The organism is Pseudomonas sp. GD03944 (assembly GCF_029839275.1).
Classification (GTDB): domain Bacteria; phylum Pseudomonadota; class Gammaproteobacteria; order Pseudomonadales; family Pseudomonadaceae; genus Aquipseudomonas.
Genome location: NZ_JAOCAH010000007.1, coordinates 128,286 through 141,679, shown reverse-complemented (window position 1 = coordinate 141,679; position 13,394 = coordinate 128,286). Strand labels below are relative to the sequence as shown.

Here is a 13,394-nt window from a genome sequence, read left to right as displayed (position 1 = left end):
GTGAGCTACGGAAGCCTGTTCGAGCGCCTCGGCGGCGAAGCCAGCCAGCGCGCTGGTTGGAGCCGCGAAGTCGCCGCCATGGCATCCGTGGCTGCCCATCTGGCCAAGATGCTCAGCACCCGTGCGGGCAGCGTGCAAACGCTGCCCGACTACGGGTTGCCCGATTTGAACGACATGCGCCTGTCGCTGCACGACTCGTTGCAGCAGGCGCGTGTCGCCATCGAACGCTTTATCGAAGCGTACGAACCCCGCCTGACCCAGGTGCGCGTGATTTCCCTGCCGCGTACCCACGATCCATTGACCCTGACCTTCGCCATCGACGGTCTGCTGGAAATGGACGGTATCAGGCGTCAGGTCAGTTTCTCCGCGAGCCTGGATGGCAGCGGTCAGGTCAAGGTCAACTCAGGAGCGTCAGATGTCCGGTAAACCCGCAGCCCGCCTCGGCGACCCAACGTCCTGCCCGATCCCGGGGCACGGCACCAACCCGATCGCCGTCGGCTCACCCAACGTCCTGTTCGACGGTTTACCGGCCGCGCGCATGGGCGACCCATCCGGCTGCGGCGGCGCCATGGCCAGCGCGGTGATTCCGACCGTCCTCATCAACGGCCAGCCCGCTGCGGTACTGGGAAGTGTCGGTAGCCATGGCAACTCGGTCACGGCGGGCTCGGGCACCGTGTTGATTGGGGCGAGTGGAGGCGGGGCGCCGTTTGTTGCCCCTCTACCGCTCATCATTGCCGGGCATTTCGATCGAGCGTTCACAATTGCGACTGCTGACGGCGACCCAGTCCAAAATCTCAGCTACCGCATCGTGTCTGAAAGCGGGAAAGAAAAAATCGGTGCTACATCCGCTTCCGGCGTTACCGCAAGTCTTTCAACAGGTGATCGCACAGAGCCGCTCACCATTTATGTTTTCGGGGCGCCATGATGGAGACGATCATTACGCTCGGTGGCAAGCCCTATACATTCGAAACCAAAGAGGGTGTCACGGCCTTAAAGCAGACCTCTGAAAGCACGGCCAGCACAGACACTAACAACCCTACGCTGAATGTGCCCTCGGCATGGCTGATTACTAGAAAAAACGGTGCCCCGTTGTTCGCGGTGAAGCCGAACGCAGGCGAACCGCCTTTTCGCGTGATCACCGCGGACAAGCTTTATTCCGAACGAATCCAGTGGTTTGAACCGTTGGCGGACAACTACCGAGCATTAATCTGGACCCACCCAGACTCGCCAGCACCGAGTACAGATACTTATAGCGCCTACAAGCATTTCACATGGCAGAACATTATCGATTTTTCGAAGATCGACCGTCCTTCCATCAGTTTTTACAGCGGCAATCAAGGCGACTGGAAACAAGCCCAGGACGGTGGCGCCGGCTACCTGTTGGTAATGATCGAGGGGCAACCCTTTTGGGCAGACGCTATCGGGCAAATCCCGTTTGCAGTCGATACATTCAAGTTGAAATTCGAACGTTTCAAGAACAAAGACCGGGCCATTACTGAAACAGTCCAGACAGGTATCAACTGGGGGGACGGCACACTTTTCGGATCCAGTGATCCATCCAATGAATACGATAATTATATGGTTTTGCGGGGCGCCCTCTGGGCTTCGGACAACCACAGGCTGACGACGGAAGAGAGACAAATGTTCACTCCTGGGGGCCTGACGTCAATCGAACTGACCAGAGCCACGTTCACGCCGACCAGCGACGCACGCTTGAAGGCATCGATTACCAACGACAGTGTCAGCGCCTATGGCGTTTGGAAACAAGGCAAATGAAGTATCCGTCCGTGCTGGCCATAAACCTGATTATTCACATCGGATTTTGCATCGTATTCGCCATCGCCAACGATGTTGGTCTGGCGCTTTATAAAAAGCTCTATGGTGATTTCTCGTCCCGCGGTTTCGCTGCGGGAGGCATTACCACGTTTGCGATTGGCGTTTTCGTTATTGCCAATCTAACGCTGTCTTTCGTGACCAAGAACAAGCTAAAACCGTTAATCGTTCTGACGGCCATAGTTTCAATTGCCTTACTGGTACTCCCTGCCCATCCACTTAGGGCCATTTTCTATATTACGTTGACAGGCGTATTGAGCACGATTGCCATCGTGGCTTCTGCAGTTGTAGTTCGCACCATGGAAAAGCGGGGGCGGGTATGAACACTGCGGCCGAAATCGCCTATATGCCTATCCGTCATTACGGTCTGCGTGAATTTGCTTGGCGCCTACTGCTGCTCTTCCTGCCCACTGTGAGTGGTTGTAGCGCCCAACCGAAAAAGGTGTTCGTCGCGAATTTTGAAAACGCCTGCAGCTATCCAGTCGAAGTTTCGGCCCACAAATACTCCAACGGCAAACTGCCCTTCGCGGCAACTCAGACTGCAGCCGCAGGCGAGCCCCTCGAAGTGCTTTCGCATATCAACTTCGGTAGCACGTTGGACGCCAGTCTCCTAAATGACTACCGCCTGGAAATCAAGGCGCACGACAAATCGATTTCACTCGACAAGGAACACTTCCTTACACAGTTGAGCCGATCTTCTGCCGAAAAACGAGGCAATGCCATAGCCACATGGACGATCCACGACACCACCTTGTGTCCTTAACGCTACGCCCAAGGATGAGCAAACCCTATGTCGTTTAACCATTACTACCAGAGCGAACTCACCGCCCTGCGTCAGCTCGGCAAGCGTTTCGCCGACCGCAGTCCGGTGCTGGCACCGTTCCTCGGTCAGGCCGGTCGCGATCCGGATGTGGAGCGTCTGCTGGAAGGCTTCGCCTTTCTCACCGGCCGCCTGCGGCAGAAGCTTGATGACGAGCTGCCGGAGCTGACCCATTCGTTGATGCATCTGCTGTGGCCGAACTACATGCGGCCACTGCCGGCATTCAGCATGCTGCAGTTCGACCCGCTGAGCCGCCCCGGCCCGGCGCTGCCGGTCAAGCGCGGTACGCCGGTGGAAGCCAAAGCCATCGAAGGCGTTACCTGCCGCTTCCGCACCTGCTTCCCCACCGAAGTGCTGCCCCTGGCGCTGAACGCCCTGGATTACTCGGTCAAGGGCGACGGCGCGCTGCTCAGCCTGCGCCTGGCGATGAGCACCGACGGTCACCTCGGCGAAATCGGCCTGAAGACCCTGCGCCTGCACCTGGCCGGCGAACGCTACATCAGCCAGATGCTGTACCTGGCGCTGTTGCGCAACCTCGGCGGCATCCAGCTGGTGCTGCTGGACGATGCCGGCAAGCCCCTGCAGGACAACTACGGCCAGGCCGTCGCCGCGCTGCAGCTCGACGCCAAGAAAGTCCAGCCGGTGGGCTTCGCCGAAGACGAGGCGCTGATCCCCTACCCGCTGAACACTTTCCGCGGCTACCGCTACCTGCAGGAATACTTCGCCTTCCAGGACAAATTCCTGTTCGTCGACCTGCTCGGCCTGGAAGCCATTTCCGCCCTGCCGGAAGACCTGCTCAAGCAGGCCCGTGGCCTGGAGCTGCGCTTCGACATCCAGAAGGCCGGTACCCAGCGCATCCGCCCGACCCTGGAAAACGTGCGCCTGTACTGCACCCCGGTGGTCAACCTGTTCCAGCACGACGCCATCCCGATTCGCCTGGACGGCAAACAGGACCAGTACCTGCTGCTGCCAGCCGAATTCGATGCCCAGCACTGCGGGGTGTTCTCGGTAGACCGCGTGACTGGCTGGAAGCCAGGCGGCATGGGCTACGAAGAGTACGTACCGTTCGAATCCTTCGAGCACGACCCCAGCTTCGACGTGCCGGTGGCGCGCCCGCACTACAGCGTGCGCCAGCAGCCGTCGATGCTCGGCGACGGCCTGGAAACCTGGCTCAGCTTCGGCCTGCGCAACCTCGACCAGCACGAAACGCTGTCCATCGAGCTGACCTGCACCAACCAGAACCTGCCGCGCCAGCTGAGCCTGGGCGACATCTGCCTGCCCAGCGAAGACACCCCGGACTTCCTCAGCTTCCGCAACATCAGCGCCGTAACCCCGTGCTACGCGCCGCCGCTGCACCGCGACTTCCTGTGGAAGCTGATTTCCAACATGTCGCTGAACTACCTGTCGCTGGCCAACGTCGAGGCGCTCAAGGTGATCCTCGAGACCTACGACCTGCCGCGCTACTACGACCAGCACGCCGAGCGCGTCAGCAAACGCCTGCTCGGCGGCCTCAAGAGCATCGGTCATCGCCACGTCGACCGCCTGCACCGCGGCCTGCCGGTGCGCGGTGTGCGCACCGAACTGACGATGAACCCCGATGGCTATCTGGGCGAAGGGGACCTGTTTCTCTTCGCGTCGGTACTCAATGAATTTTTCGCCCTCTACGCCAGCTTGAACTCGTATCACGAGCTGTACGTACGGAGCACACAGGGAGAGCTGTATCAATGGACGCCACGCATGGGGCAACAGCCCCTGCTCTGAACCGGCTGAGCCGGGGCATCCGCGAATACAGCCTGTTCCAGGCTGTGCAGCTGGTGCTGGAGCGCTTGCAGGCCGCTCATCCTCATCTGGATGAGGAGCGCCTGTACGAACAGCTGGAATTCCAGGCCAACCCGAGCCTGGGTTTTCCCGGCAGCGACATCGATCGCGTGCAGTTCTTCGAGGAGAACGGCGAACTGCGTGCGCGCATGCGCATCAACCTGGTCGGCCTGTTCGGCGGCGGTTCGCCGCTGCCCGCCTTCTACAGCGAGCAGGCGCTGGGCGACAGCGAAGACGGCAACCCCACCCGCGTGTTCCTCGACCTGTTCAACAACCGCCTGCAGCGCCTCCTGCTACCGATCTGGCGCAAGTACCGGTATCGGGCGCGCTTCGAGAGCGGGGCCATCGACCCGTTCTCGGCGCAGCTGTTCGCCCTGATCGGCCTGGGCAGCGAACAGATCCGCCAGGCCCAGGAACTGAATTGGAAGCGCCTGTTGCCCTACCTCGGCCTGCTCAGCCTGCGCGCCCACTCCGCCGCGCTGATCGAGTCCGTGCTGCGTTACTACTTCAAGCACGCCGAGCTGTACATCGAGCAGTGCCTGGAACGCCAGGTGACGGTGCTGGAAGAGCAGCGCAACCGCCTCGGCCTGGCCAACAGCCTGCTTGGTGAAGACACCGTGCTGGGTGAGCGGGTGCGCGACCGCGGCGGCAAGTTCCGCATTCATGTGCACCAGCTGGACTGGACGCGCTTCCATGAATTCCTGCCGATCGGCACCGGCTACCAACCGCTCTGCGCGCTGGTGCGCTTCACCCTGCGCGACCCGCTGGACTACGACATCCGCCTGGAACTGCGTCAGGACGAAATCCGCGAGCTGCGCATTGGCGAAAACAACCCCTGCCTGCTGGGCTGGACCACCTGGCTCGGCCGCGAGAACGCGGACGGCCTGGTGACGCTCGGCTCGAGGGCGAGCACCACGGCTAATGGCGGCCGCGGCGCAGTCCAGAACGTCGCAAGCCAAGGCATGAGGAGTGAGGTTTGGTGACTCCAAATGAACGACGAATAACGCTGGATTGCGGCGTTCTGGGCGCGCCCCTACGGGTTGCTTCTGTGATTGCGCCATGCCGCGTTACGGGACTTGCCGAGGGAGTGCCATCGCCTGCGTCCCGCGCCTTGCCTGGCGCAATCACAAAAGCAACGCGGCTCGCCATTAGCCGTGGTGCTCGCCCCATCATTAAGGACAGATGAAATGATCAACGTCGACCTGCAACAACTGGTTCAAGCCCTGGACGCCGAGAGTAAGCGCGATCTGGAAGCCGCCGCGGAGCGCTGCGTGGTACGTGGCGGCAGCAAGATTCTGGTGGAAGACCTGCTGCTCGGCCTGCTGGAGCGCCCGGAAAGCCTGCTGGCCCGCGCCCTGCTGGATGCCGAACTGGATGCCGGCGAGCTGGCCCAAGCCCTGCAACCGCGCAGCGAGCACAGCGAATCGCGCAACCCGGTGTTCTCCACCGAGCTGGTGCAGTGGCTGCAGGATGCCTTGCTGGTCGCCAGCCTCGAACTCGGCCAGAGCCAGGTCGACCAGGCGGCGCTGATCCTCGCCCTCCTGCGCAACCCGATGCGTTACGCCGGTAGTCACTACCAGGCGCTGCTGGGCAAACTCAACGCCGAACGCCTGCGCGAGTTCGCCCTCAGCCAGCAACCGCAGCAGGGTGCCGGCAAGCCGGCCGCCGGCGGCGAATCCAACCTGGCCCGCTTCACCCACAACTTCACCCAGCAGGCCCGTGACGGCAAGCTGGACCCGGTGCTGTGCCGTGACGGCGCGATCCGCCAGATGATCGACATCCTCGCCCGTCGCCGCAAGAACAACCCGATCGTGGTCGGCGAAGCCGGCGTGGGCAAGACCGCCATCGTCGAAGGCCTGGCCCTGCGCATCGCCACCGGCGAAGTGCCGCAAGTGCTTAAGGGCGTCGAGCTGCTGTGCCTGGACCTCGGCCTGCTGCAGGCCGGTGCCAGCGTCAAGGGCGAGTTCGAGCGCCGCCTGCAGGGCGTGATCGACGAAGTGAAAAGCTCGCCCAAGCCGATCATCCTGTTCATCGACGAAGCCCACACCCTGATCGGTGCCGGTGGCCAGGCCGGCAGCGGCGACGCGGCCAACCTGCTCAAGCCGGCCCTGGCGCGCGGCGAACTGCGCACTATCGCCGCCACCACCTGGAGCGAGTACAAGAAGTACTTCGAGAAGGACCCGGCCCTGGCCCGTCGCTTCCAGCCGGTACAGCTGCACGAGCCGAGCGTCGACGAGGCCGTGACCATCCTGCGCGGCCTGGCGCCGGTGTATGAGAAGAGCCACGGCATCTACCTGCGCGACGACGCCGTGGTGGCCGCTGCCGAGCTGTCCGCCCGCTACCTGGCCGGCCGCCAACTGCCCGACAAGGCGGTGGACGTGCTCGACACCGCCTGCGCCCGCGTGCGCATCAGCCTGGCCGCTGCACCGGAAGCCCTGGAGCGCCTGCGCGGTGAGATTGCCGAAGGCGAGCGCCAGCGCGAAGCCCTGCGCCGCGATCTGGACGCCGGCCTGGCGATCGATACCGAGTCCCTGGACACCCTGGAAAAACGCCTGATGGCGGCCCGTGCCGAGCTGGAACAGGTGGAAACCCGCTGGGCCATCCAGCGCGAGCTGGCCGAACGCCTGCTGGAACTGCGCAAGCAATGCGCCGCCGCCCGCCTGGGTACCGAACAGGACGACAACGAAGCCACCGACGAACCGCAAAAGAGCCTGGCCGAGCTGGAAGTCGAGCTGCGTACCGCCCAGTCCGAGCTGGCCGCCGCCCAGGCCAGCGAGCGCCTGGTCAGCCATGAAGTCTGCCCGCGCCTGGTCGCCGAAGTGATCAGCCACTGGACCGGCGTCCCGCTGTCGCAGCTGGCCCGCGAGCACAACACCAAGGTCACCACCTTCGCCGCCGACCTGCGTCAGCGGGTACGTGGCCAGGAGCAGGCGGTCCAGGCCCTGAACAAGGCCATGCGCGCCACCGCCGCCGGCCTCAACAAACCCGACGCCCCGGTCGGCGTGTTCCTGCTGGTTGGCCCCAGCGGCGTCGGCAAGACCGAAACCGCCCTGGCCCTGGCCGACCTGCTGTACGGCGGCGAGCGTTTCCTGACCACCATCAACATGTCCGAATTCCAGGAGAAGCACACCGTTTCGCGCCTGATCGGCGCACCGCCTGGCTATGTCGGTTACGGCGAAGGCGGCATGCTCACCGAAGCGGTGCGGCAGAAGCCCTACTCGGTGATTCTGCTGGACGAGGTCGAAAAAGCCGACCCGGACGTGATGAACGTGTTCTACCAGATCTTCGACAAGGGCGTGGCCAACGACGGCGAAGGGCGCGAGATCAACTTCCGCAACACCCTCATCCTGATGACCAGCAACCTGGCCAGCGACCGTATCGCCAGCCTCTGCGCCGAGGGCCAGCGCCCGGCTGCCGACGACCTGGAACTGGCCATCCGCCCGTACCTGACCCAGCATTTCAAACCGGCGCTGCTCGGCCGCATGCGCGTGGTGCCCTACTACCCGGTGGACGGCGACGTGCTGCGCGAACTGGTGGGCGTCAAGCTGGCCCGCTTTGGCGAGCGCCTCGCGCGCCGCCAGCTCGGCTTCAGCCACTGCGACGCCCTGGTGGATAACCTGGCCGAGCGCTGCACCCACAGCGACAGCGGCGCACGCCTGATCGACCACCTGATCGACCAGCACCTGCAACCGCTGGTGGTCGACCGCCTGCTCGACGCCATGGCCAGTGGCGAAACCCTGCAACGTGCACACGCCACCCTGGACGGTGACGGGGCGGTGGTCTGTGAGTTCGCTTAACGTGCCGCCGATGTTCACCCAGGTGCCCCAGCCCCTGCGCTATGCCGAGGCGCTGCTGCTGCAGTTCGCCCGGCTGGCCCGCGCGGTGAACAGCGAAGGTCTGCAGGGTGGCTTGGTGGAGGCGGCGGCCCAGCTGGCCCAGTGCGAGCTGAGCCAGCTGTACCTGCTGGATGACACCCACACGCGCCTGACCCTCTGTGCCGAGTGGCAGGATGGCGTGCTGCAGCCGCGCAACATGGACAGCCTGCCGAGTGACTACGACGGCGAGCAGCTGTTGCAGTACTGCCTGTGCCAGAACCAGGTGCTCAGCCTGCAGGACGTGGACCCCACGCTGTACCCCTGCACCTTCCTGCCGGATACGCCGCAACCCTGGCGCAGCCTGCTGTGCCTGCCGCTGCTGAACGAAGCGCGGCGGGTCAAGGGCCTGCTGCTGACGGCCAGCAAGACGCCGCAGGACCTGGAGGGCTTCGCCGGCTCCCTCGGCCACCTCGGTGCCTTCGTCATCGCCCAGATGAGCCTGCTGCAGCGCCTGCGCTCCCCGGACAGCGAAACGGTGGCGGCCCCGTTGCCGACCGCCAGTGCCAGCGGTTACGGCCTGATCGGCGACAGCCCGGCGATGCGCCACATCTTCCAGCTCATCGGCAAGGTGCTGCACAACCCGGTGAGCGTGCTGCTGAACGGTGAAACCGGCACCGGCAAGGAACTGGTGGCGCGCGCCATCCACGATTACGGCTTCCGCCGCAGCAAACCCTTCGTGGTGCAGAACTGCGCCTCGCTGCCGGAAAACCTGCTGGAAAGCGAACTCTTCGGTTACCGAAAAGGCGCCTTCACCGGCGCAGACCGCGACCGCCAGGGCCTGTTCGACGCCGCCCACGGCGGCACGCTGTTCCTCGACGAGATCGGCGACATGCCCCTGGCCCTGCAGGCCAAGCTGCTGCGCGTGCTGCAGGAAGGCGAAGTACGCCCGCTCGGCTCCACCGAAACCCACAAGGTCGATGTACGCATCGTGGTGGCCACCCACCACAACCTGCGCAGCCTTGTGGAAAAGGGCCGGTTCCGCGAAGACCTGTTCTATCGCCTGTCGCACTTCCCCATCGAACTGCCGCCCCTGCGCGACCGTGCCGAAGACGTGCTGCAACTGGCCCGGCATTTCGCCGACAACGCCAGCGCGTTTCTGCAGCGCCCGTCCTGCCGCTGGGCGGATGCCACCCTGGAGCATCTGGCCGGCTACGCCTTTCCGGGCAACGTGCGTGAGCTCAAGGGCCTGGTGGAGCGCGCGGTCCTGCTGTGCGAAGGCGGCGAGCTGCTGCCCCAGCACTTCGACCTGCAACTGACCGGCGACACCGACGACAACACCCTGAGCCTGCGCGAGCGCATGGAGCGGGTCGAACGCAGCCTGCTGCTCGACTGCCTGCGCAAGAACCGCGGCAACCAGAGCCAGGCCGCCCGTGAACTGGGCCTGCCGCGCCGCACCCTGCTGTACCGCATGGGCCGGCTGAGCATCGGTCCGGCGGACGTATGAACAGGAATACCGTGATGACTCATCTGAAGGCCCTGCTGTTTCTGCTGTTCCTGGAGCCACTGGTGTCCAGCGGACGAATCGGGCGCCTCAAGCTGCTGGGGCTTTTCCTCCTGGCACTCTGGCCGCTGATTCTGGCTCGAGTGCTCCACGATGAGGCCGCTGCGCAATGGTTCCAGAATGCCGTGGGCGTTCTGGCGGTCGCAGGCCTGGTTTTCCTGTGGATCGCCATTCTCGCTACCTCCATTCGGCGCCTGCACGACGTCGGCCGGAGCGGCATCTGGGTGCTCCTGGTGGCCGTGCTGTGGCCGCTGCTGCTCGTCTGGCCCGGCCAGAATCGCGCCAACCGCTATGGCCCACCGCCCGCCCCCTTCGCACTGACGCCGTCGCCGGCACAAGGCCGCGCCTGACATGTACTTATCCACTTCGTTGAGAGGAACCCTCCATGCTTGATCGCTATTGGTTCGCGGGCCTGCTGGCCCTGGTCATTGCGCTGTCCGGTTGCAGCGGCAACTACAAGTTCAGCGACGACGAATACCGCCCGTTGGGCGACCCGCAAGCAGTGAAGCGCGGCAACTGACCGCAAGGAGTCAACCACCATGGAACTGGTCTTCGATGTGGTAAGTGCACAGCAGTTCGTGCCAGGGCTATTGACCACCAAAACCTTCAAGCAGGCCGGCGGCGTGATCGGCCGTGCGGAGGAATGCGACTGGGTCATCCCGGACCGCAAGCGCGTGCTGTCCAGCCGGCACGCTGAGGTGAGCTACCGCGATGGGGCGTTCTACCTGACCGACACCAGCAGCAACGGCGTTCAGCTCAAGGACACCGGAGCCAGCCTGCGCAAGGGCGAAGCACAGCGTATCGAGCACGGCAGCGTGTACTGCCTGGGCGACTTCGAAATCCGTGCGCGACTGATCCGCGACCCGTCGATCTTCGAAGGCGATATCGGCCTGGCGCAGCCGGCAGGTAGCATCATCCCGGATGATGCCTTTCTCGACCTGGACCCGATGGCGGCCCTCGATCAGCAGGAACGCGTCTACGCCGAAGTCGACGACCTGACCGCGATCATTCGCCCGCAGACCACCCAGGCCCAGCAGCGCGACTACGCACAGATCGACGAAGAGAACCTGCTGGTCCCGGAACTGGTGATGCCGACCCCGCCGCCGGAGCCCAAGCGCGCACCCGAGCCGGAGCGCCTGCCGCCCACCTTCTGGGAAAAATTCGGCGAAGCCCTCGGCGTGCCCCTCGACGACCTCGACAACGACGCCCGCGAAGCGCTGGCGCTGCAGGCCGCCAAGCTGCTGAAGCAGAGCGTCGGCAACTTGCAGCAGGCCCTGCGCACCCGCAGCGAGCTGAAGAACGAAATGCGCCTGGCCCTGACCACCGTGCAGAGCGCCGGCAACAACCCGCTCAAGCACACCGCAGACAGCAGCGAAGCCCTGCAGGTCATGCTGCGTGGCGGCAAGGCCGGCCAACTGAGCGCCGAGCAATCGATCAGCCGCAGCTTCCGCGACCTGCAGGCCCACCAGGTGGCCCTGCTGGCCGCCAGCCGCGCCGCCGCCAAAGGCATGTTCGAGCAACTGTCGCCTGAGCAACTGGTCGCCCGTTTCGAACGCGAGGGTCGCAAGCCGCTGATCGCCACCGCGGGCAGCCGCTGGCGTGCCTACCGTCGCCTGCACACCGCCCTGGAGCAGAACGACGAGTGGGGCGACCGCCTGTTCGCCCGCGACTTCGCCCGTACCTATGAAGAACAGGTCCGCCTGATCGCCACCCTCAACACCGATGTTCAAGGATGATTTCCATGCACCGCTTTCTAGCCCTGATGGCCGCCCTGCTGGTTCTGGCCGGTTGCTCGTCGATGTCGCCGTACTCGAGCATGACCAAGCTCGACCTGACCCTGAACGGCAGCGAGAAACTCAACCCGGACCTCCACGGTCGCCCCTCGCCCATCGTGCTGCGCCTGATCGAGCTCAAGCACCCGGTGTCCTTCGAGACCGCCGATTTCTTCTCGCTGTACCAGCGCCCGAAAGAAGCCCTGTCCCCGGACATGGTGGTGCTCGAAGAACTGGAGCTGCGCCCTGGCGAGCAGCGTGAAATGAAGCTCTCGGTGCAGCCGGGCAGCCGTTACGTCGGCGTGCTGGCCGCCTACCGCGACCTGCCGGAAAGCAACTGGCGCGTGGTCATCCCGCTGCAGGAACAGGCGCACAACTACAGCGTGCTCAATCTCGATGCCCAGGGCATCCGTTCACTGCTTGAAGAAGACGGGAAGTAAGCCATGTCCACGCATAAAGTTATCTGGCAGGAAGGCATGTTGCTGCGTCCTCAGCACTTCCAGCAGAACGATCGCTACTACGACAACCAGTTGAAGACCCGCACGCAGAAGCTCGACAGCTATGCCTGGGGCTACTTCGAGCTGGAGATCGACCGGCAATTCCTCAACATGGGCAAGCTGGTGGTCAGCAAGGCCAGCGGCGTACTGCCCGACGGCAGCCTGTTCGACATCGGTGCCGAGCGCGAGCCGCTGGCCCTGGACGTGCCGCCCAACACCGGCAACACGCCGGTCTACCTGGCGCTGCCCCTGGTCACCGGCAACCACATCGAAAGCCGTCGCCCCGACCAGCAGGACGTCCTGGCCCGCTACACCGCCTACGACGAAGAAGTCACCGACTGCACCGCCGGTGACAACAACATCAGCCATGTCAGCACCGGCCGCCCGGACTTCCGCCTGTTGCTCGGCGAGCAGCAGAGCGACCAGGCCTACGTCAAACTCCAGCTGTGCGAAATCCTCGATACCACGCCGGACGGTGTGATCAGCATCGACCCGGAATTCAGCCCGACCTACGTCAACTTCCAGGCCTCCGGCTACCTGCTGAGCTGCCTCAAGGAAGTGATCAGCATGCTCGCCCACCGCGGCGACATCCTGGCCGAACGTATTCGCGCCACCGGCAAGGTGGGCGGCGCGGAAGTCGGCGATTTCATGATGCTGCAGCTGATCAACCGCTACGAACCGATCCTGCGCCACCACCTGGGCGTCGACCAGGTTCACCCGGAACAGATCTACCGCGAACTGGTCGGCCTACTTGGCGAACTGGCGACCTTCTCCAGTGAAAGCAAACGCCCGCGCCTGGACGGCCGCTACCTGCACACCGACCAGGGCGCCAGCTTCCGCAAGCTGATGGATGCCATTCGCCAGGTGCTGTCGATGGTGCTCGAGCAACACGCCATCGAGATGCTGCTGCAACAGCGCCAGTACGGCATCCAGGTATCGCCGCTGCACGACCACAAGCTGCTGGGCACCTCCAGCTTCGTGCTCGCGGCCAGCGCCCAGTGCGATTCCGAGGAACTGCGCCAGCGCCTGCCGGCGCACCTCAAGGTCGGCCCGGTGGAGCGCATCCGCCAGCTGGTCAACCTGCACCTGCCCGGGATCAAGGTCAAACCGCTGCCGGTGGCACCGCGGCAGATCCCGTTCCACTCGGGCAAGACCTACTTCGCCTTGGAGCTCAGCTCCGAGGAACTGGCGCAGCTGGAACGCTCCGGCGGCTTCGCCTTCCACGTGTCCGGCGACTTCACCGGGCTTGAGCTGAAATTCTGGGCGATCAGGAACTGA

The 13,394-nt window shown here is 64.1% G+C and carries 13 protein-coding genes and 1 pseudogene; all 14 read left to right on the top strand.

Annotation, left to right across the window (positions count from 1 at the left end; all coding sequences use genetic code 11):
• The 14 genes and pseudogenes from tssE to tssK all read left to right on the top strand — a co-directional run bounded on the left by tssE (position 1) and on the right by tssK (position 13,394).
• The gene (gene tssE / locus N5C28_RS13065) at positions 1 to 426 is read left to right on the top strand and encodes a type VI secretion system baseplate subunit TssE (protein ID WP_279822835.1); all 426 of its coding nucleotides are present in this window, start codon (positions 1 to 3) and stop codon (positions 424 to 426) included.
• On the top strand, positions 416 to 925 hold the full coding sequence (locus tag N5C28_RS13060) for a PAAR domain-containing protein (protein WP_279822833.1): 510 nt from the start codon (positions 416 to 418) through the stop codon (positions 923 to 925). Before tssE ends, N5C28_RS13060 begins: the two co-directional genes overlap by 11 nt.
• A complete protein-coding gene (locus N5C28_RS13055) occupies positions 922 to 1,776 on the top strand; it encodes a hypothetical protein (protein WP_347881265.1) in 855 nt (284 codons plus the stop codon). The genes N5C28_RS13060 and N5C28_RS13055 overlap by 4 nt, the downstream gene beginning before the upstream one ends.
• Positions 1,773 to 2,156 (top strand): hypothetical protein, encoded by a 384-nt coding sequence (locus tag N5C28_RS13050; protein WP_279822832.1) that lies wholly within the window; start codon positions 1,773 to 1,775, stop codon positions 2,154 to 2,156. Before N5C28_RS13055 ends, N5C28_RS13050 begins: the two co-directional genes overlap by 4 nt.
• Positions 2,153 to 2,596 (top strand): hypothetical protein, encoded by a 444-nt coding sequence (locus N5C28_RS13045; protein ID WP_279822829.1) that lies wholly within the window; start codon positions 2,153 to 2,155, stop codon positions 2,594 to 2,596. The genes N5C28_RS13050 and N5C28_RS13045 overlap by 4 nt, the downstream gene beginning before the upstream one ends.
• Positions 2,597 to 2,623: 27 nt before the next feature.
• The gene (gene tssF, locus N5C28_RS13040) at positions 2,624 to 4,414 is read left to right on the top strand and encodes a type VI secretion system baseplate subunit TssF (protein ID WP_279822826.1); all 1,791 of its coding nucleotides are present in this window, start codon (positions 2,624 to 2,626) and stop codon (positions 4,412 to 4,414) included.
• Positions 4,378 to 5,376 (top strand): annotated as a pseudogene (gene tssG, locus N5C28_RS13035) (type VI secretion system baseplate subunit TssG); the annotation flags it as partial. The gene tssF and the pseudogene tssG, both read left to right, overlap by 37 nt.
• Before the next feature lie 282 nt (positions 5,377 to 5,658).
• Positions 5,659 to 8,268: a type VI secretion system ATPase TssH gene (gene tssH / locus N5C28_RS13030; RefSeq protein ID WP_279822823.1), complete on the top strand. Its 2,610-nt coding sequence runs from the start codon at positions 5,659 to 5,661 to the stop codon at positions 8,266 to 8,268.
• 10 nt (positions 8,269 to 8,278) lie between these two features.
• Positions 8,279 to 9,790, top strand: coding sequence for a sigma 54-interacting transcriptional regulator (locus tag N5C28_RS13025; RefSeq protein ID WP_279823061.1), 1,512 nt, complete (start codon positions 8,279 to 8,281; stop codon positions 9,788 to 9,790).
• A gap of 14 nt (positions 9,791 to 9,804) precedes the next feature.
• Complete coding sequence (locus N5C28_RS13020; RefSeq protein WP_279822821.1) at positions 9,805 to 10,197, top strand: DUF805 domain-containing protein; 393 nt, start codon at positions 9,805 to 9,807, stop codon at positions 10,195 to 10,197.
• Positions 10,198 to 10,232: 35 nt separating this feature from the next.
• A complete protein-coding gene (locus N5C28_RS13015) occupies positions 10,233 to 10,367 on the top strand; it encodes a type VI secretion protein (RefSeq protein WP_279822820.1) in 135 nt (44 codons plus the stop codon).
• A gap of 19 nt (positions 10,368 to 10,386) precedes the next feature.
• Positions 10,387 to 11,583, top strand: a complete 1,197-nt coding sequence (gene tagH / locus N5C28_RS13010) for a type VI secretion system-associated FHA domain protein TagH (RefSeq protein WP_279822819.1) — start codon at positions 10,387 to 10,389, stop codon at positions 11,581 to 11,583.
• 5 nt (positions 11,584 to 11,588) lie between these two features.
• On the top strand, positions 11,589 to 12,059 hold the full coding sequence (tssJ, locus tag N5C28_RS13005) for a type VI secretion system lipoprotein TssJ (protein WP_279822818.1): 471 nt from the start codon (positions 11,589 to 11,591) through the stop codon (positions 12,057 to 12,059).
• 3 nt (positions 12,060 to 12,062) lie between these two features.
• Complete coding sequence (gene tssK / locus N5C28_RS13000; RefSeq protein ID WP_279822816.1) at positions 12,063 to 13,394, top strand: type VI secretion system baseplate subunit TssK; 1,332 nt, start codon at positions 12,063 to 12,065, stop codon at positions 13,392 to 13,394.